This window comes from Acinetobacter towneri, from assembly GCF_017498585.1.
Classification (GTDB): Bacteria; Pseudomonadota; Gammaproteobacteria; order Pseudomonadales; family Moraxellaceae; genus Acinetobacter; species Acinetobacter towneri.
The window spans coordinates 138324-159221 of record NZ_CP071766.1 but is presented as its reverse complement, the minus strand read 5'-3'; the positions used below and the strand labels follow the sequence as shown (position 1 = coordinate 159221).

Genomic DNA, 20898 nt, shown 5'->3' with positions numbered 1-20898 from the left:
CGTAGTTAAATTTATTGCGCTTGAATCCATTGGTCAGCACGGTCACGTGCTTGACGAATTTGTTCTTGAGTTAAGTTGGCTGCCAAAGCGGTTTTCTTACCTTCAGACAAAGAAATTACTTTATTGTCGAGCATGCCATCACGGGTAGATAACTCATACCACTGATACGCGCCCATATAGTTTTTCTTTTGTTCTTCCATCATGGCAAGGTTAAAGCTGGCACGGTTATCACCACGGCTAGCCGCCTTTTCAAAATATTGACGTGCTAAGACTTCGTCTTTTTTCGTGCCAATACCATCCGCCAACATACGGCCTACATTTAATTGCGCAGCCGATAAACCTTGATCTGCCGCAGCTTTGTACCAAGCAAACGCTTGACGGCTGTCTTGTTGAACGTCTTTACCTTGTTGATATTTCGTCGCTAAGTAAAATTGTGCGCCTGCCTGACCTGCTTTGGCTGCTTTAATCAAGCCATTAATATCCATAGTTGAATATTGAGCCGCTTGGCTCGCTACAGAAGATGACGGTGAAACATAATCTGCATGGGCTTGAATGCTCAACAGTCCAACCAATAGCGTGGTGCTTAATAATAGTTTTTTCATAGAGCGCTCACTCGATAAATTGCGACTTCACCAAACAAATTAGGCAGATGCTTACTGAGTAAACTATCTTGTTGATTCCCATTCACGGCAAGTCGGTTAATGATGCGAATATTATTTTCGGCACAAAGTGCCTCAAAATCACGAAACGTACATAAATGAATATTTGGGGTGTTGTACCACATATAAGGTAATGCATCTGAAACAGGCATTTTTCCTTTTAAGGCAAGAAAAGAGCGAGTCTTCCAATGCGCAAAGTTTGGAAAGGTAATAATTGCCTGTTTACCCACACGTACCATATCTCTTAATAATACGTCAGGTGCATCTACTGCTTGCAAGGCTTGTGCCATGACCACATAGTCAAAAGACTGGTCAGCAAAACGGCTAAGCCCCAAATTCAAGTCTTGTTGGATGATATTTAACCCGCGACTGATCGCAATTGCAATCTTTTCTTGATCAATTTCTAATCCGTATGCACGAATATTATGCTGTTTGCTCATGTGTGCCAACAGTTCACCATCGCCACAACCCAAATCGAGTACTTTAGAATTGGGTTTAATCCACTTTTCGGCAAGTTGCTGATCAAGACGCATTATACGGCCTCCTGTGGGGTTGCTTGAAGATGTTCTGTTCCACCTAAGAACGCACGCATGGCTTTCACGTACAGTGGAATTGGGAACAAGAATGAGTCGTGTCCTTGTTCGGCATCAATATCTAAATAGCTGACAGGTTTATGATTGCTAATTAGCGCATCCACAATTTCCTGCGAACGCTCAGGGCTAAAACGCCAGTCGGTGGTAAATGACACCACTAAAAATTTGCATTTTGTATTCGCCATGGCTTTTTGTAAGGATTGCTCGTATTCACGTGCAGGATCAAAATAATCCAGTGCCTTGGTCATAATTAAATAGGTATTGGCATCAAAATTACGGCTAAATTGTTCGCCCTGATAGCGTAAATAGCTTTCGACCTGAAATTCGACATCAAAACCATACATAAACTTGCCAGATTTTAAGTCACGACCAAATTTCTGTTTCATGGCTTCTTCAGACAAATAGGTGATGTGTCCGACCATGCGTGCCAAAATCAATCCACGTTTTGGATAGCTGTCATGTTCCAAATAACGCCCATGATGAAAATCTGGGTCAGATAAAATGGACTGACGTGCGACTTCGTTAAAGGCAATATTTTGTGCAGACAGTTTTGGTGCACTGGCAATAATCACGCATTTTTTCAGACGGTCAGGATAATCTACCGACCACTGCAAGGCCTGCATACCACCCAAAGAGCCGCCAATAATCGAATACCAGACCTCAATCCCTAAACGATCAGACAGCATGGCTTGGGTTTTTACCCAATCTCGCACCGTAACTAACGGGAAGTCTGGGCCATAAGGACGGTTGTCATTTTCAGGGTTAGGCGATGTGGGGCCAGTAGAACCGTTACAGCCGCCAATATTGTTTAGCGCCACCACAAAGAAACGACTGGTATCAATGGCTTTTCCAGGGCCAATACAGGCATCCCACCAACCTGATTTTTTATCATCGGCATGATGATAACCCGCAGCATGGTGATGCCCTGATAGTGCATGACAGATCAGAATCGCATTGGATTTATCGGCATTTAGCGTGCCATAAGTTTCGACCATGAGTTCAAAGCGGGGCAGAACACGACCGCATTCGAGTTCTAAAGGTTCTTCAAATTGGAATTTTTCTGGAACAACAATACCTACTGAGTCAGCTGGAAAAGACACGGGAATAATTCGCCTTAAATCCTGAGGATGAATAAATAAAAGGATACCACTTGGGGTATCCTTTTCAAAATGCTTTTACATGTTAGCGCAAGATTATACTGCTGCTGCAACTACTTGATCTGTGCTTAATACGCCTTGTTCAATCAAGCGGTTGGTGCAGGCAATAATTGCATCAATAGATGAGGTCACGATGTTGTCATGTACCCCTGCACCAAAGGCAGATTTACCTGTGCCTTTGACTTGCAACTCAATCAATGCCAACGCTTTTGCATGTGCGCCAGAGCTAATGCTGCGTTCTTCATAATTCAAGACATCAATTGGTAATTGAAGTGCATTCAAAATTGCTGAAATTGGGCCATTGCCTTCACCGCGTAAGCGTTGCGTTTCGCCGTTCACGACCACATCTAACTCAATGACTTGATTGCCATTTTCATCAGATAGTTTGTAGTTTTTGGTCGCATAGTGCGCATCTTTTACTGCAACGTAAGTGTCTTTAAACAAGTTCCAGATTTCGCTTGCGCTAATTTCAGTGCCTTGCTCATCGGTACGTTGTTGCACAATTTGTGAGAATTCGATTTGTAAACGACGTGGTAAAGTCACGTTGTAGTTCGATTCTAACAAGTAAGCTATCCCGCCTTTACCCGATTGTGAGTTGACACGAATCACCGCATCATAGTCACGACCTAAGTCTTTCGGGTCGATTGGCAAGTAAGGCATATCCCAAATTTCTTCGTTTTTCTGGAATTCAAAACCTTTCTTAATCGCATCTTGGTGTGAACCAGAGAATGCAGTAAACACCAAATCACCTGCATACGGATGACGTGGATGCACTGGCAAACCTGTGCATTCTTCAACTGTGGCAATAATTTCGTTGATGTTCGAGAAATCCAATTCTGGTGCAACACCTTGGGTGTACATGTTCAAGGCAATTGCAGCAACGTCTACGTTACCGGTACGTTCACCATTACCAAATACACAGCCTTCTACACGGTCTGCACCTGCCATGATTGCCAATTCAGATGCGGCAATACCACAACCACGGTCATTGTGACAGTGTACTGAAATGATCACGCCATCACGACGCGCAATGTTGCGGTGCATCCATTCCACTTGGTCGGCATACACGTTTGGTGTAGACACTTCTACCGTTGCAGGCAAGTTTAAAATTACTTTATTGGTTGGCGATGCTTCCCAAATTTCAGTCACGGCATCACAAACATCTTTAGCCACTTCCAACTCAGTTGCAGTAAAACATTCTGGGCTGTACTGGAATACCCATTCTGTTTCAGGTTGCTTCGCTGCGTATTCTTTTACTTTGCTTGCTGCATTGATTGCCAATTGTTTGGCACCTTCAACATCAACATTCAAGACTTTGTTACGGAAGGTTGGTGAGTTGGCATTATAAATATGCACAATCGCACGTTTAGCACCTTGTAAAGATTCAAAAGTACGTTGAATTAAGTGGTCACGCGCCTGTACCAAGACTTCAATATACACGTCATCTGGAATATGACCTTCTTCAATCAATTTACGGGTGAAATCGAAGTCAACTTGAGATGCCGATGGGAAACCAATTTCGATGTGTTTAAAACCAATTTTCACAAGCATTTGGAACATTTTGAATTTTTGTTCGATGTTCATTGGCTCAAAGATCGCTTGGTTACCGTCACGTAGGTCGGTACTCATCCAAATTGGCGCTTTGGTAATTTCGTTATTCGGCCATTGGCGGTCTGGTAAATCGACACGCTGGTACATACGACGGTATTTTTTGCTTGGATCTGCCAACATCATGTGAAAACTCCTTGAATAGTAGCGGTTGCATCGCGTGGATAACGGCAACTTACTATAAATATAGATTGTGTCTATTCTATCAATTTACAAGCTGTTTTCAGGAGGCTATCGCTAAAAGTAGAATCATGGCACTTGTAAACCAATATCTGTATGTTAATCGATCTGCAAGGGTAATAATTCCCTGTTTTTTACAGATACGGCATGTGTTGTGAAATATTTTTCTGATATTAGCTATTTTGGTGATAAATATAGCTGCTGTTGATTTGTTTGATGCAGCTTGTTCCCATAAGTGCCATTGTGACTTCAAATTCTTCCTTTAACAGTTTAATGCTATGCGCTGCCCCTAGCGCGCCTGCAACTGCCAAGCCATAAATATATGGACGACCGACCAAAACCGCACTTGCTCCCAAGGCCAGTGCTTTAAAAATATCTGTGCCACGACGAATCCCACTGTCTAATAAAATTGGGAAATCGTGCGATAAAATTTTTCGCATCGTGCCTAAAATTTGAATTGGGCTGACCGCGGTATCTAAAATTCGGCCACCATGATTAGACACAATAATACCGTGTGCTCCGTACTGATATGCCTGCTGCGCATCGGCAGGATGTAAAATACCTTTGAGTAAAATAGGCAGTGGACTGTGTTGTAGCAACCAAGCAATATCTTCCCATGTGGCAGCCTGCTGCATCAATCCATCAAAAAGAGGGTGCTGATTTTCCTTAAGCGGAGTGGTATTTACAGATGATTGATATACCGCCCGAATATGTGCAGGCAATTGAAAAGCAGCGCGACGTTCCCGATCTCGAATGCCCATGTGCGGTGCATCAACCGTGAGTACAATGGCTTGATAGGCATAGTGTTGCGCTTGAAAAATCAAATCCAAAGCAGCTTTACGACTGCCTTGCCAATACAGTTGAAACCATTTTGCCGCGCCCGAAACCTGATTCAGTGTGCTCATTGAAGTGGTACTTAAATGACTGAGAATCATGGGGGCTTGTAGGGCGGCTGCCGCTTGCGCTGTAGCAATTTCCCCCTGTGGATGAAACAGTTGTTGGTAAGCCACGGGTGCTAAAAAAATTGGGTGTGGATACTGTTCGCCCAAGAGCTGAATTTGCGTATTTGCCCCTGCAAAAGTATTTAAATGACGGGGCAATAATTGAATATCGGCAAACGCACGTAAATTGTTGTTCAGACTATATTCATCGCCTGCAGCGCCTTCTAAATTGGCCCAAGTGGCTGCATCTAAATGTAATTGCGCCTGTTTTTGATAGTCGGCAATGGTGTGTAAATGTGGCGGGATGTGATTCAAAGCTGCCAATGGCGTGGTATTCATAACTGACTCCATTGACGAATCAGATTGTGATAATGTGCGGTTAGTGCCAATACTTCTGCTGTATCTCCAAGTTGTTGACGCAATTGCAAAATAGTCATATCTAAATTGAACAGCATACTGCGTTGCCAGTCATCTTTTACCATACTTTGACACCATGTAAACGCTGCAATTCGTTGACCTGCTGTAACAGGTTCGACCCGATGTAAACTGGTAGCAGGGTACACGATGGCATCACCTGCACTGAGTTTGACTTCATGACTACCGTAATTGTCTTCAATAATCAGTTCACCGCCCTGATATTCTTCAGGCTCACTTAAAAACAGGGTCATGGACACATCTGTGCGAATCGGACGTTGTACCTGTGCGCAATATTGCACGGCATTATCGACATGATTGCCATAAGTTCCTGTGTTTTGATAACAATTGAACATGGGTTGCAGAATGTGCAGCGGCAAGGCAAAGGACTGCAATAAAGCCTGTTGTTTTAGTGCACTGAGGATGTCTTGTGACAGAGTTACATAGCTCGGATGCTGCAGGTCAAATTGTAAATTCTGTTTAATTTTCTGTGCTTGTGCGCCTGCACTGAATTGACCATTTTGCCATGCAGCTGCAGTGTCCAATTCAGCGCGAATCTGTTGGACTTGCACTTTGCTAAGAACTTCTGGAATGTGAAGCATCATATTGATTCTTCCTGTGAAAGTTATAATTCAAAAAATTGAATACTCGACATTATGGTTCAGCATAAAAAGTTCGAGCGATATGTACTATGAAAGCGACTCATCGCCCGAACCAATCTATATAGCCTCTTTTGAGCCGTGCTATAGATTTATTGCAATTACTTAGAACTTGTAATTCAAGCTAAGTGCTGCTGAGCGTGGCTGTCCAAGAACCACACGACCACCACCATTGTTGAGGGTGCTGATATATTCTTTATCGGCAAGGTTGTAGAGGTTGAGATTTAGTGAAGCATGCTTGTTAAAGTTGTAGCCTGCTAAGGCATCAAATACGACATAGCCTGGAATATTTGGCATGTTGGCAGGTGCGTTGCTGTCAGTCACAACACGTTTTTGTTCATCGACATAGCGAGCACCTAAACCAAATTTAAAGCCCGCCCAGTCGTAGGTTGACCATAAGCTTGCAGTCCATTCAGGTGACCAGCGTTCAGATAATGTTGTGCTACTCGATGAGCGTTGATTCAGTTGTTTAACTTTCATGTGGGCAACGCCTGCAGAAACATTCCAGGCATCGGTAATTTGACCTACAGCACTTAGCTCAACACCATCGACACGTTTTTTGCCTTCCTGCACGGCAAGCTGGGAAATCGGATCAATGGTCGATTGATTTTCATTTTCTGTGCGATACGCTGCAGCAGCCACAGCCAGTTTGCCTTGCAATAACTCCCATTTGCTGCCTAATTCATAATGATGGGTTTCTTGAGGCTGCGCATTAATGGCGTCATTGCCTGATTCAGACAGGCTAAAGTTGGCGCTGCCGGGCGGAGTCAGCGATTTTGCATACGCAGCGTAAATGCTGCTATTTAACGTAGGCTTATACACAGCGCCAAGTTTCCAACTGAACAGCGTATCGTGGGTGCTCAGATCTGTGGCCACCAAAGCATTTCCCCCACGTGGCAGAGTAAGCCCTTGATAATCTGTTTCATAATAATCGACCCGTACGCCACCATTCAGTTGAAAACGCTCCCCAAATTTTAGAGTATCAAATAAATATGCGGCTGCCGTTTGGGTTTCACCATCGGTATAACCGCCATTATAAATAAGCGCTGGCATGGCTTGATTGCGGTCTGGGTGATAAAGATTGGCCCACGGTGTATCGGCAGTGGCTTCGCCAGGCATCTGGGTTGCCATGAGTTTGCTAGATTGTTGTTCTTTTAAAAACTCCATGCCTGCAACAACATCATGCTGTACTGCCCCCGTTTTGACACTCCAGTTTAAAGTGCTTTGATTGGCCAGAATTTTATTTTCTTGATCGACGCCTTGGCGGGAGCGGTTCACTTCCCATTCGGCAGGGTTTGATGAACCATTGGTTCGAAGACCATTTGCACCTGTATTGATGCCTGTTAAAACCCGATTCATGTGGGTTTTCGCTACACGGGTGATATTGGTCAGTTTGAGTTGATCGGTTAAATCACTTTCAATTTTTGCGGTGAACATATCAGCATCGACATCTTCATAGTCATTGACATGACCATAAAAATTCTCCCGATTAACTTTAGGCGCAGTGGCTAACAGTGAATCGGTATTGTAAAAGCCTTGCATGCCCACAGTTGGAATGCCACCATCTGGAATATTGCGTTGTCTGATGTGTTGAGAATATAAATAAAGGCGTGTGGCAGTGTTTAATCCAAAGGCAATAGAAGGGGCGATGGCATAACTATTGTTTTCAATATAGTCACGTCCTTCTATGCCGCCTTCTTGCCCCATTACATTTAGACGAAATGCGGTATTTGGATTGATGGCCTGGTTAATATCTGCAGAAAGTCTTGTATGTTGTGCTGTGTTGTAAGTTGCAGAAATTTCCTGACTGCTTTCACTTTGCGGTAATTTGCTGACTAAATTGATATAACCCGATGCTGCACCACGACCCGCTTCTGAACCCGATGGGCCTTTGACAACTTCAATTTGATCAATGTTAAATACATCACGGCTGATTGCGCCTAAATCTCGGACACCATCAACATAGGTCGAGGTTTGGGTGGAAAAACCACGCATTTGAAAGGCATCGCCAGCACTAGTATTGCCATTTTCTCCCAATTGTAGAGTAATGCCTGGTGTATTGCGTAAGGCTTCAACTAAGGACGTTGCGCCTTGTTCTTGTAGCATTTCTTTTTTAATCACAGAAATTGTTTGTGGGGTATCCAACAACGGCTGTGTATATTTTGCAGAACTTAAACGGTCTGCCTTGTATTTGCTTTCGGCTTCTGATTTAACCGTAATGGTGGGTAAGTGGGTGACGTCATCTTCAGGGCTTGCGGCATGTGCAAGTAGTGGAAGAGAGGCGGCTAAAGCCATCAGTTGCGCAGAGCGATTGTGTTTGCGGCTTTTGATCTGTGCCATTTATGGTATTTCCCTAAATGTAAACCAACAGGAGGCCACGCTTTATTCAGCGTTTTTAGTTCAAAATGAATAAAGTGTGAAGTTGTTGTTATGACGTCTATAACAATTGTTGCTAATTGTATTGAGAATCATTATCAACAACAATGTGTGGGATGACACTTTCTTTTGATTCTTATTTGAAAATAATAATCATTATCAATATTTTTATTTAATAAAACGATGTAAACGTGAAAGGCTTGGGAATAAAGACAGAAAACCCTGCCGAAGCAGGGTTTAAAAAGAAATTTAAGGCTTAGAAGTCATAAGAAACAGAGAGCCAGTAGTTGCGACCTGCTAAATATGTGCCCGAAACAGATGAACCAATGTCTAAGTATTTATAGGCAGTTGCAGTTTGAGTTTTACCTTTGTTGACATAGGTATAGCTCTGATTATCTTTGGTGAAGTCCTTATCTAATAGGTTATTCACTGCCATATTGAAACGAAGATTATCTGTTACTGTATAGCTTGCACCTAAGTTAAATACGTTATAGCCACCAAATTTATCGCCCATGATTTTGTATTCTTCAAAATCGCTAGTTTGTGGTGTTGTTGGTAATTGTTTGAAGCGCAAACGGGCTGACTTGTATTCGTGTTGTAACCACACATCAACGTTCGGATTAATGTGCCAAGTCGAGGTCAGGTTAAAGGCATTGCGAGGATTGTTGTTATAGTACAGTCCTTCATCCTTACCATCTGTAATTTCACTTTTGGTGTAAGTATAGGCCGCTTTAATATCCCATTCAGGAATAATGCTGTACTGTAAAGACGTCTCAGCACCATAGATTTTGGCTTCGTTGGCATTTACACTTCTAGAGCAATCATCTACAGGGCAAATCGCTAAATTAGAGATGTCTTGGGAAACAATCGCATCTTCAATTTGGCTGTAAAAGCCTGTGGCGGTAAAATTCAGCTGATCATTAGGCTGTAAATTAAAACCAAGTTCGTAATTGGTCGATGTTTCTGGTTTTAAAGCAGCGTTACCAAATACATAGGTCGAACCCTGACCACTCATATTGATTAAACCATCGTAGAGTGCCTTAGGCGAAGGTGCTTTATAACCTGTGCTGACACCACCCTTAATGGTTAAAATATCATTGGTATTCCAGACTAAATAAGCACGTGGACTAAACTCGCCACCAAAACCAGAGTGGTCTTCATAGCGTGTACCAAACGTGAAGGTCAAATTGTCGAGTAAGCTCCACTCATCTTCGGCATAGATTGCCCAAGAGTCTTTCTCAAATTCATCTTTGCCGCTTTTATGTTGAGCAATATTGTCACGAATGGTGAGCTTTTTATATTCTGCACCGACTGTAACTTTGTGCGCACCAAAGGTGGAAATTAGATGGCTATCTGCAACCAGATCGGTATTTTCTAAAGTACGGTCACTGCCAATGAGTGGATTGTTCTGCTGCGCAGTTTTGTCAAAAGCATCGGTTGGTAGAGTACGACCTTTAGTTTCAGTGTCTGAATGGCTAACATAGCTTTTCCAAATCCCAAAATCGTAATTACCTTCATGTCCCAAAGAAATTTGAGTACGGTTGAATTCTAATTCATCTTTATAACCTGATGCTTTGGTTGCGGTATCTAAAGTCCCTAAACGGTTATCTTCATTTTTATATTGCTGGCTAGAATGAAAACCATCTATCCAAAATGAATTTTGATCATCCAGTTTAAAGTCGAGTTTAGCACCAACATCGTAATTGTCTGCTGTACTTGGGCGTGGGTCACGACCTGTTGAGCCCTGAATGCGTTCTGAACGCTGACGGTCTAAATAGCTACCACGTAGTTGTAAGCCTAAACGTTCATTGATCAGTGGGCCATTGACAACAAAATTGGTTTTCCATGAATCGGCTTCGGCATTGTTTTCCATTACATTACCGCTGATAGTGACATTACCATTCCATTCATCTGACACTTTTTTGGTAATGATATTGATCACACCGCCCATTGCCTCTGAGCCATAGCGCGTTGCCATAGGGCCACGAATTACTTCAATGCGTTCAATTGAAGCAAGTGGTGGCAAAAATCCATTTGATGTTTCACCAAAACCATTCGGGGTGACATCTGAAGATGTGGTTTGACGACGTCCATCAATCAGAATCAGCGTGTACTCTTGCCCCATACCACGCAAACCGATATTTAAGTTTGAGGTTTTACCTACGCCGTTACGAATATCGACTCCAGGGACATCAGCCAGTAAGTCAGCAATGCTGGTGGCATTTTTTTTCTCAATATCTTCTTTACTGACTATACTTATAGATGCGGGTGCATTTTTTAGCTCTTGTTCAAAACCTGCCGCTGAAACCACAATTGTGGAAAGTTGGTGGGTTGAAGTCGCATCGGTAGAGGTATTTGCGAAAACAGCAGTAGAGGTTGCCCCAAGTAATGCAAGACACAGCGGGTGTAGGTTGAACTTAGCCATAAAATTATATCTCTAATATGAATCAATGATCCTAATTCAGACCTATATGGTAATTAGAATCATTCATGAAGGAGTTGGTTAATAATAATGATAAGGATTCTTATTTACAACAAGAAATATACACAAAGTTGAAAATTTACAGAAAATAGCGTGACGATTAAAAAAATTCAGTCGAGATCAGAACGTATTTTGTATATCCTTTAATGTTGTCATATAATGTGGCACTTTTTTATAAACTGTTATTACTAACTATATCGAGGAAGCCATGCAAGTAACTTCTGAAGCGGTTTCGGGCGTTGCCCGTCGTTTAAATGTATCTGTACCGACGAGCCGTATTAACGAGCAGTTTGAAGCTCGCTTGAAACGCACTGCCAAAACTGTGAAGATCAACGGCTTCCGTCCAGGTAAAGTGCCTCTAAACGTTGTTCGTCGTGAATACGGTGCGGGTATTTATCAAGAAGTGGTCAACGACATTATTCGTGACACCGTGTTTGAAGCAATCCAACAAGAAAAAATCAATGCTGTGGGTATGCCAAACATCGAAAAAACTGAAATGAAAGACGACGCTTTAGTATATGAAGCGACTGTTGAAGTTTATCCAGAAGTTGAAGTGAAATTTGACGGTTTGGAAGTTGAACGCAAGTCTTCTGAAGTAAATGATAGCGATGTTGAACAAATGCTTGAAAACCTTCAAAAGCAACGTGCTTCTTGGGTTGAAACCAAAGGCATGGCGAAAAAAGACATGCAAGTGACTTTTGACTTTGAAGGCACTGTAGATGGCGAGAAGTTTGAAGGCGGTGAAGCTGAAGACTTTAAACTGGTACTTGGTTCTGGTCGCATGATTCCTGGTTTTGAAGATGGTATCGTGGGCATGAAAAAAGGCGAAGAGAAAGTGATTGATGTAACTTTCCCTGAAGACTACCAAGCAGCGAACCTTGCAGGTAAAGCAGCACAATTCAAAATCACATTGAAGCTGGTTGAAAAGCAAAAACTTCCAGAAATTGATGCTGAATTCCTACAAATCTTCGGTATTTCTGAAGAAGAAGGCGTAGAAAAGTTAAAAGCTGACGTTCGTAAAAACATGGAACGTGAAGTGAAAAACGGTTTACGTAACCAAGTAAAAGGTGCAACTTTTGATGCACTCGTTGCGGCAAACGAAGTTGAAATTCCGTCTGCAATGGTTGCTCAAGAAATTGACCGTCAACGTCAACAAATGATTCAGCAATTCACACAGCAGTTTGGTGCGCAAGGTGCAAAAGCATTTGACTCAAGCATGCTTCCAGATGAATTGTTCAAAGAACAAGCTGAAAAATCTGTAAAACTTGGCGTATTGGTTAGCAAAGTATTAGAAAATGCTAAACTTGAAGTAGATCAAGCGCGTGTAGATGCTTACATCGAAGACATGGCTTCTTCTTATGAAGATCCAAGCGAAGTGATTGAATACTTCAAAAACGACAAACAACAACGTTCACAAATTGAAGCTGTTGTTTTAGAAGACCAGGTTGTAGATCACATCTTGGCTTCTGCAAAAGTGACTGATACATCTGTAAGCTATGAAGACTTATTGAAAGAGCAACAAGCTCGTCAACAAGGCTAATTGACTTTAGGTAAAAAAGGCGCTTTGTGCGCCTTTTTTATTGCATCGCAGTTTTTGGGTTTTTCACAGATCGACAACATTTAACTCAAAATATCTACGATTTAAGCTGTGAATATTTTGCAATTTAGACAATTATCCCTCATATTGTGAACATGAGTCGTGTCACAAGAATTTAGGAATAAATAACCATATGTATGTTCCAACAATTGAAAATGCTTTAGTGCCCATGGTGGTTGAACAATCCTCTCGTGGTGAGCGTTCTTTTGATATTTATTCACGTCTTTTACGTGAACGTGTCATTTTTTTGACGGGTGAAGTCGAAGATAATATGGCCAACTTAATTGTGGCGCAGATGTTGTTTTTAGAAGCAGAAAACCCGGATAAAGATATTCACCTATACATTAACTCACCAGGCGGTTCTGTGACTGCAGGTATGGCAATTTACGATACCATGCAATTTATTAAACCAGACGTCGTGACTTACTGTATGGGACAAGCAGCATCTATGGGTGCATTCCTGTTAAATGCAGGCGCAAAAGGTAAGCGTTACTGTCTTGAGAATGCCCGCGTTATGATTCACCAACCATTGGGTGGTTTCCGTGGTCAGGCATCAGATATTGAAATTCATGCGCGTGAAATTCTATTCATTAAAGAGCGTTTAAACCGTTTAATGGCAGAACATAGTGGTCAGGACTATGAAACTGTCGCAAGAGATACCGACCGTGACAACTTCATGACTGCGCAGGCAGCGAAGGAATACGGTCTTGTGGATGAAGTTTTAACAAAACGTCCATAAGTTTTAAAGATTGAGATATTGGAGTGACTATGTCCGAACATCCTCAGGGACAAAAACATTGTTCATTTTGCGGTAAAACGCAGTCTGAAGTCGGGAAGCTGATTGCAGGCGAGGACGCATACATCTGTAATGAATGTGTGGACGTATGCTTAGACTTGGTTCAGACCAGTCAACAAGTTGAGTCGGGTGATTGGGCAACACGTCCATTGCCAAAACCACATGAAATTCGTGCTGCGCTTGATCAGTATGTAATTGGTCAAGATACTGCGAAAAAAACCTTATCGGTTGCAGTATATAACCATTACAAACGCCTAAAAGTGAGCAATCAGGCGCATAAAGCAGGCGATGCTGTCGAAATCTCAAAAAGTAACATCATGTTGGTAGGTCCAACGGGTTCGGGTAAAACCTTACTTGCACAGACCTTAGCACGTTTATTAGATGTGCCTTTTGCAATGGCAGATGCCACGACTTTAACCGAAGCGGGTTATGTGGGTGAAGATGTCGAAAACATCGTGCAAAAGCTGTTGCAAAAAGCCGATTACGATGTAGAAAAAGCACAAAAAGGCATTATCTACATTGATGAAATTGACAAGATCACGCGTAAGTCTGAAAACCCATCAATTACTCGTGATGTGTCTGGTGAAGGTGTTCAGCAAGCCTTGCTCAAAATGATTGAAGGCACGGTGGCTTCTATTCCGCCTCAAGGTGGACGTAAGCATCCGCAGCAAGAATTCATTCAAATTGATACTTCAAATATCTTGTTTATTTGCGGTGGCGCATTCTCTGGTTTAGAGAAAATTGTGCAGCAACGCCAAGAAAAAGGCGGCATTGGTTTTACGGCAGACGTGAAGAAAAAAGATGAAGGCAAGAAATTGTCGGATTTATTCCGTCAGGTAGAAGCAACCGACTTGGTGAAGTTTGGTTTAATTCCAGAATTTATTGGTCGTTTGCCAGTGATTGCAACACTAGATGAACTGGATGAAGATGCATTATTGCAAATTCTGACTGAACCAAAAAATGCCCTAACCCGTCAGTATCAATACTTATTCGAGATGGAAAATGTCGATTTAGTCTTTGAAGAGGCGGCTTTACGTGCAGTGGCGAAAAAAGCCCTTGAACGTAATACAGGCGCACGTGGTTTACGTTCTATTTTAGAAAATGCTTTGCTTGAAACCATGTATGACCTACCAAGCCGTACCGATGTAGGCACGGTGGTGGTGACTGAGGCTGTGATTGATGAAGGTGCGAAGCCTGAATTTCAGGTCGAGCGTCAAGCCAAAGCTGAAGAGCCAGTTGAAGAAAAAGTCGACTTAAAAGTATTAGACAGCAAAACAGCTTAATTCGCTGTTCGTCTGAAACGTGCCGAAACGCTAAGTTTCGGCACGTTTTTTATTGTCAAAAAAAACAAGGCGGTGTTAATCTTAGTTCAAGGCGCGGACGCCTATTATTCAAAACAACAATTGCAAAATGAATTTGCAGCTTGATTTGCAAAAACTTAATTTACAAAAATAAGAAACGCAGTGAGGGATAGACATGCGTGGTGTCGCAATCTTGGTCGTGACCAGTTTAATGTTAGTGGGATGTCATGGCAAAAAAAACGTGGTGCAACAAACGCAACCACCGAGTACCTTAAAAGTTTTAGATTTAGAACAAAAGCCTGGTTTTGTAGAGCAGCACCGCTTAGGCATGATGACCATTGGTGGTTGGGTCAATCAAAAACTAGGGCAAAATTTTAAACCTGTTCAGGCACAGCATCAAGATGCGGCCATTGTGTATTTGTATCGCCCTGACTCTAAGTGGAATAGGCAGGAAATTGTCGCAGCCAGTATGTTTATCAACAAACATCGGATTCCAAGTTTATTGCACAATCATTATTACTGGATTGAACTTGCACCAGGTGAGTATCGTTTAAGTGTAAGTCGGCCTTTGGGGGCATTGCATTTTCAAAAACCGAAGTATTTAGATTTTCAGGTACAAGCAGGGCAGTCGTATTTTATTAAGTATGACGAAGAAAACTTGAGCACACGTAAGGAGGTTTCAGGGCCTTTAATTTTAATGCCTACAAGTACCGCACAACAGGAAATCGCATTTACTCAACTCAAAACAGAAAGCTATAACTTTGTTGCGGAAGATCAGCACACAGGCAAGTTACGCAAAAAGCCACAAAAAATTAAGCATGAGAAATATGACCCTGCAGAAGATGTGCATTTAACCCAACCCTTTAAATTGTGGGATCCGAGAACGTGGTAAGGTTTTGCATCTTTATCTCATGCATTGCTTTTATTTATTTCCAGTAAGCATAAAAAAGCACCCAATGTTGGGTGCTTTTTCGCTTATTACTAAATTGGAATATTATTCTGCTGCAGCATCTACAACGGGAATCTTGCCAATTTTAGCTTGCCAGATTTTTGGTGCAATCGCGTGGATAGATGTACCATTGACATCTACCGCAACAGATACAGGCATATCTTCAACTTTGAACTTGTAGATTGCTTCCATACCTAAGTCTTCAAAAGCAACCACTTCTGCTTCACGTACAGCTTTAGATACAAGATAAGCCGCACCACCTACTGCCATAAGGTAAGTTGCTTTATGGTCTTTGATGGCTTCAATTGCTGCAGGACCACGATCCGCCTTACCAATCATACCGAACAAACCAGTGTGCTCTAATACTTGGCGTGTGAACTTGTCCATACGTGTTGCTGTTGTCGGACCTGCAGGGCCAACCACTTCATCACCAACAGGATCAACTGGGCCAACGTAGTAAATGAATTTGCCTTTTAAGTCGACTGGTAATTCTTCACCATTGTTGATCATGTCGACCATGCGCTTATGTGCAGCATCACGACCTGTGTAAATCGTACCGTTTAATAACAACGTATCGCCTGGCTGCCAAGAGTTCATTTCTTCTTGAGTAATGTTGTCTAAATCTACACGTTTAGATTTAGAAGAATCCCAAGTTACTTCTGGGTAGTCTTCAAGTTTAGGTGCTTGAATATGGGCTACACCTGAACCATCTAACTGGAAGTGTGCGTGACGAGTTGCAGCACAGTTTGGAATCATACCCACTGGTTTGCCTGCAGCGTGGCAAGGGTAGTCTTTAATTTTAATATCAAGAACCGTCGTTAAGCCGCCCAAACCTTGTGCGCCAATACCAAGAGCATTCACTTTCTCGAAGATCTCGATACGGAGTTCTTCCATTTTGTTTTGTGGACCGCGACGTAATAATTCGTCCATGTTGATTTCTTCCATAAGTGCTTCTTTTGCAAGCATCATGGCTTTTTCGGCAGTACCACCAATACCAATACCAAGCATACCCGGTGGACACCAGCCTGCGCCCATAGTCGGAACAGTTTTAAGTACCCAATCTACAATTGAGTCAGATGGGTTCAACATCGCCAATTTAGATTTGTTTTCTGAACCGCCACCTTTGGCAGCAACTGTAATATCTACTTTGTTACCCGGAACGAGTTTGTAGTGAATTACTGCAGGGGTGTTGTCTTTGGTGTTTTTACGACCAAATGCAGGATCAGCCAATACCGATGCACGAAGTACGTTTGAGTTTTCTAGGTAACCTTGACGTACACCTTCGTTGATCGCATCGTCCAAGCTCATCGTTAAATCAAATTTAACGTCTAAACCCACTTCAAGGAATACGTTTACGATACCAGTATCTTGACAGATTGGACGATGACCTTCTGCACACATACGTGAGTTAATTAAGATCTGTGCAATCGCATCTTTCGCAGCTTTGTTTTCTTCACGATCATAAGCACGGCTCATCGCTTGGATGAAGTCTTGTGGATGATAGTAGGAAATGAACTGAAGCGCGTCTTTGATCGAAGTGATCAAGTCATCTTGCTTGATAATAGTTGTCATATCAAAAATCTCTTGAGCGGGCGGATAGCTAGCGGGCTAAATTATAAGATAAAATGCAGCGATTGTGGGCACTTTGATCAAGCTTTGGGCGAAAGTTTAATATCAGTCGTTAGCTTGAGAGAATTTGTGAAATATCCATAAAATTATGTCGTCAAAACGGGCCATGATTTTGCTGTTTTGTTGGTGCAAATTCAGCTATGTTCAAAGACTTCTTTGGAATGATGTTTGGGGTAAATATGAATGATCACACGCATTTAGCTGCTCAGATTATCCCCATTTATCAACGGCATGCAAAAGCGTGGACAGACTTGCGCGGTCAGTTGTTATATGAAAAAACTTGGCTGGATCGTTTTCTTGCTTATTTGCCTGCGCAGGCCAAAATATTAGATTTGGGCTGTGGTTCGGGGCGTCCTATTGCTGCATATCTATTACAGCATGGGCATCAACTTACAGGGGTAGATAGCGCAGACAGCATGCTGGAGATGGCACGTGAACATTTTCCTGAACAGTGCTGGATTGAAGCCAATATGCGCTCAGTGAACTTGAATCGGTGCTTTGATGGTATTTTGGCGTGGGATAGCTTTTTTCATTTAACGCCAAACGATCAGCGCTGCATGTTCGAGAAATTTGCGCAATGGTCTACCGCCAATACGGTTCTCATGTTTAGCAGCGGACCTGCGGCAGGTGAGGCGATTGGGGATATGTTTGGCGAGGCACTTTATCATGCCAGTTTGTCGCCAGAAGAATACCGTCAATTGTTAGCACAACATGGTTTTAAGGTATTAGGCATGCAAGCTGAAGATCAGGACTGTGCAGGGCATACGGTGTGGTTGGCGCAGAGGTTGTGATTTAGTCATGCTAAATAATAATGTGGAACAATGATTGAGAATTGATCGTGAAACATGAAAAATCATAAAAAAAGCCCAATCGGAGATGATTGGACTTTTTGGTATACGGTAAGACTATGATTTAAAAAAGGAAATCAAAAGCATTTCGTATAATCTGCATTATGTTAATTTTAGAAAAACTTAACCCACCCCCTTTTGTAAATAATAAATATTATCATTTAGTGTTTACTTTTGTCCGTAGATATATTGTCTACATTCTAAATAATGTCCTTATGCCGAAATCATTAATTTTTCTAGGATTAAAGGTTAAAAATCAGCGTAATTCACTAGGTTTATCCCAAGAAGAACTGGCTGAAAGGACATCTTTAGATCGTACATATATAAGTTTATTAGAGAGAGGGAAACGAAACCCATCTCTCCTTACACTCATGAAAGTAGCAAATGGATTAGAGATTTCGGTATCTATATTAATAAAGGATATTGAAAACAGTGGCTCTAGTTCCGATTAACACTCAACATGCATTACGAATTTTAGCAGGTACTCAAGGTAGAAATACTGGTCATAGCTACGAAGAAGATTTAGCTGATGCTATTAATCAAATACCTCTACCAATAAGTATAAATACCCACCTTATTGGTAATGTTTTTCAGACCATAAGTGAAGCACTCACTTTAATTTCATATATCGCACAAACATTGAATGTCCATACCATTACTCAATTATCTGCTGTGGCGACTGGTGGATTAGCAACTTCATCTAAAACTCAGGGAGTATTATTTAATGGTCAGAATATTAAAAAATGTAAAAGTGATATATTAATAAAAATCAATAATATGTTTGATATTGGTGTTTCTATTAAACAATGTAACAATCGAATTCCAACTAATGCTCAAGTTTATTTCACAACAGCAACTGGATTTTCCAATTTATTAAGAAGCAACCAAATTAGTGTTTCTCAAACAGCTGAAAATGCTATGAAACAATTTTGTGGAGATGCTGGGTTCACACCACCGAATGCATCTAGATATTTTTGGGAGGAAATCAACACGATTGGACGTCTAGAATGGGAAAATACTTTCTCAACCTATCAAGATGAAATTTCTAAAATTTTACTTCAAAAAGCCTATAGTCATGATCCTTTTGCACCAAATTTTTTATTACATAAAACCAAAAAATTTACGGTTACTAGTAGAGAAATAGCCATTTATTCAATAGATGAGCTAATTCAAAAAAGTAAAAATTATGGATCTTTCTCTACCAGAAAATATTCATCTAGAGGAAAACTTCATCTAGCTCCAAGATTTGGAATATTTCAAATGCAACGTGCAGGGAGTAAACAACACCCTACACAATTGCAATTTAATCTAAAAGCTGGCTACTTCTACGTCATTTAATTTTTTTTAGTTCATTCACTAAATGACTGGCAATTTTATAAGCCAATAAAGGAGGAACTGCATTGCCAATTGCAGTTCTAATTGTCCCAACTTTACCATTGAAAATGAATCTATCAGGGAAAGATTGAATACGAGCTGCTTCCCTAACTGTCAACGACCTTGTTGCTACTGGATGTACATTTCTACATCCAGATATCATTCCAAATGTAGTTTGGACTGTTGATCCTTCTTCATTCCATACTTGGCGTTTATAGGTAGTGTTATAGCCTGATGGTGGTCTCAATGATTCATCTTCATTATCGTGAGCACTACTTCCTTCAGGCACATTCCACAACCACTCTAATACATGGGGTGGATGATTAACCGCAAAGTGTAATTCATCAACATTTGAGGATTCTCCTGACTCCAAATATTCTAAATCAGAACAAGCATCTCCAAATGTTAAATTTTCCTTTTCTATTGTTGGAAAACCTAAATCTAATGCAATATCATTTTTAATTGCTAAAAAGAAAACACGAGCACGGCTCTGTGGGACACCATAATCCTTAGCATTTACTTCAAAATATGAAATTTTATATCCAAGATCTTGAAATTTATTAATTATTAAATCTTTTATGTACTTACCACTTTCATCTTTCATGGAAGTCAATAACTGTACATTTTCTAATAATGCTATCTTGGGCTTAAAAACAGAAACAATATCAAGGTAATTTTCAAATAACTTATTTCTGGCATCAGATTTATCTCTTTTACCGGATAAGCTAAAGCCTTGACATGGTGGTCCTCCAATTACTATATCGACATCACCAATAGATTCTTTATATTCCTCAATATCTTTATGCGATAAAGATGTTATATCGTTTGCTAATTGAGGAGTAGAACTAAAATTATCTCTATATATTTGACTAATATCTTTATCTTTTTCAATAAATCCAGCTATACGTACACCAGCTGCAGAAAAACCTAAACATAACCCACCACATCCTGAGAAAAGGCTTATAGCCTTAAAGTCTTTATTAGAGTTCAAATGACGGTCATATAAAGTATCTAGATCCTGAACATATTTTTTATTTTTAGGAGATAACGCATATTTTTTTTTCCGCTCATTAACATCTAATGAACTAATAGAAAAATTGCTTTGTTTTGTAATTCTTTTCTTAGCTTTAACAACTTTTTCCACCTTGCTAGAGTTAGAAAAAAATTGAAAAATCTTGGCTTTATCTTCATCGGATAAAATACCTTTATCTAATTCAAAAGAAGAGATTTTCGCTTGTACAATTGAAGTCTCTTTCGCTAATTTCGCTTGAGAAACTTTCTGACTTTCCCTAAACAATCGCAACTCTTGACCTGAAAAATTACTATCCAACATAA

Annotated in this window: 17 protein-coding genes; 7 read left to right on the top strand and 10 right to left on the bottom strand. The window is 41.0% G+C overall.

The genetic code is table 11. The annotated features are described in order from the left end of the window. Positions 1-11 precede the first annotated feature (11 nt). From J4G44_RS00670 to J4G44_RS00635, 8 genes are all read right to left on the bottom strand, one after another. Positions 12-602, bottom strand: a complete 591-nt coding sequence (locus J4G44_RS00670; RefSeq protein WP_070153255.1) for a tetratricopeptide repeat protein — start codon at positions 600-602, stop codon at positions 12-14. Continuing rightward, a complete protein-coding gene (metW, locus tag J4G44_RS00665; RefSeq protein ID WP_004974832.1) occupies positions 599-1192 on the bottom strand; it encodes a methionine biosynthesis protein MetW in 594 nt (197 codons plus the stop codon). The genes J4G44_RS00670 and metW overlap by 4 nt, the downstream gene beginning before the upstream one ends. Next, positions 1192-2352 (bottom strand): homoserine O-succinyltransferase MetX, encoded by a 1161-nt coding sequence (gene metX / locus J4G44_RS00660; protein ID WP_180061134.1) that lies wholly within the window; start codon positions 2350-2352, stop codon positions 1192-1194. The genes metW and metX overlap by 1 nt, the downstream gene beginning before the upstream one ends. Positions 2353-2445: 93 nt before the next feature. Further along, complete coding sequence (leuA, locus tag J4G44_RS00655) at positions 2446-4143, bottom strand: 2-isopropylmalate synthase (RefSeq protein ID WP_131260575.1); 1698 nt, start codon at positions 4141-4143, stop codon at positions 2446-2448. Between the two features lie 227 nt (positions 4144-4370). Continuing rightward, positions 4371-5477, bottom strand: a complete 1107-nt coding sequence (locus tag J4G44_RS00650; protein ID WP_004974839.1) for an alpha-hydroxy acid oxidase — start codon at positions 5475-5477, stop codon at positions 4371-4373. Then, positions 5474-6157, bottom strand: a complete 684-nt coding sequence (locus tag J4G44_RS00645) for a Fe2+-dependent dioxygenase (protein ID WP_167846329.1) — start codon at positions 6155-6157, stop codon at positions 5474-5476. The genes J4G44_RS00650 and J4G44_RS00645 overlap by 4 nt, the downstream gene beginning before the upstream one ends. Positions 6158-6316: 159 nt before the next feature. After that, a complete protein-coding gene (locus J4G44_RS00640) occupies positions 6317-8551 on the bottom strand; it encodes a catecholate siderophore receptor Fiu (RefSeq protein WP_207973750.1) in 2235 nt (744 codons plus the stop codon). Between the two features lie 292 nt (positions 8552-8843). After that, positions 8844-11012, bottom strand: coding sequence for a TonB-dependent receptor domain-containing protein (locus tag J4G44_RS00635; RefSeq protein WP_207973749.1), 2169 nt, complete (start codon positions 11010-11012; stop codon positions 8844-8846). 265 nt (positions 11013-11277) lie between these two features. Here J4G44_RS00635 and tig point away from each other — a divergent pair, with 265 nt between their 5' ends. The 4 genes from tig (at position 11278) to J4G44_RS00615 (ending at position 15655) form a co-directional block, all read left to right on the top strand. Continuing rightward, complete coding sequence (tig, locus tag J4G44_RS00630) at positions 11278-12609, top strand: trigger factor (RefSeq protein ID WP_180008662.1); 1332 nt, start codon at positions 11278-11280, stop codon at positions 12607-12609. A 190-nt stretch (positions 12610-12799) separates the two neighbouring features. Next, positions 12800-13405, top strand: coding sequence for an ATP-dependent Clp endopeptidase proteolytic subunit ClpP (clpP, locus tag J4G44_RS00625; protein WP_004974855.1), 606 nt, complete (start codon positions 12800-12802; stop codon positions 13403-13405). A gap of 29 nt (positions 13406-13434) precedes the next feature. Further along, complete coding sequence (gene clpX / locus J4G44_RS00620; protein WP_180158773.1) at positions 13435-14745, top strand: ATP-dependent protease ATP-binding subunit ClpX; 1311 nt, start codon at positions 13435-13437, stop codon at positions 14743-14745. 193 nt (positions 14746-14938) lie between these two features. Next, complete coding sequence (locus tag J4G44_RS00615; protein WP_180158774.1) at positions 14939-15655, top strand: DUF2846 domain-containing protein; 717 nt, start codon at positions 14939-14941, stop codon at positions 15653-15655. Between the two features lie 102 nt (positions 15656-15757). Here the strand turns inward: J4G44_RS00615 and J4G44_RS00610 are convergent, their stop codons facing one another. Next, on the bottom strand, positions 15758-17284 hold the full coding sequence (locus J4G44_RS00610; RefSeq protein WP_004974861.1) for a fumarate hydratase: 1527 nt from the start codon (positions 17282-17284) through the stop codon (positions 15758-15760). Between the two features lie 236 nt (positions 17285-17520). On the opposite strand from J4G44_RS00610, the gene J4G44_RS00605 reads away from it, so the two are divergent. The 3 genes from J4G44_RS00605 (at position 17521) to J4G44_RS00595 (ending at position 19527) form a co-directional block, all read left to right on the top strand. Further along, positions 17521-18132: a class I SAM-dependent DNA methyltransferase gene (locus J4G44_RS00605; RefSeq protein ID WP_207973748.1), complete on the top strand. Its 612-nt coding sequence runs from the start codon at positions 17521-17523 to the stop codon at positions 18130-18132. Between the two features lie 161 nt (positions 18133-18293). After that, the gene (locus J4G44_RS00600) at positions 18294-18641 is read left to right on the top strand and encodes a helix-turn-helix domain-containing protein (RefSeq protein ID WP_207973747.1); all 348 of its coding nucleotides are present in this window, start codon (positions 18294-18296) and stop codon (positions 18639-18641) included. Beyond that, a complete protein-coding gene (locus J4G44_RS00595; protein WP_207973746.1) occupies positions 18622-19527 on the top strand; it encodes a hypothetical protein in 906 nt (301 codons plus the stop codon). Before J4G44_RS00600 ends, J4G44_RS00595 begins: the two co-directional genes overlap by 20 nt. Here J4G44_RS00595 and J4G44_RS00590 read toward each other — a convergent pair. Next, positions 19520-20896 carry a DNA cytosine methyltransferase gene (locus J4G44_RS00590; protein WP_207973745.1) on the bottom strand — a complete coding sequence of 459 codons (1377 nt, stop codon included), beginning with the start codon at positions 20894-20896 and terminating at the stop codon, positions 19520-19522. The genes J4G44_RS00595 and J4G44_RS00590 overlap by 8 nt on opposite strands. Positions 20897-20898: the final 2 nt, after the last annotated feature.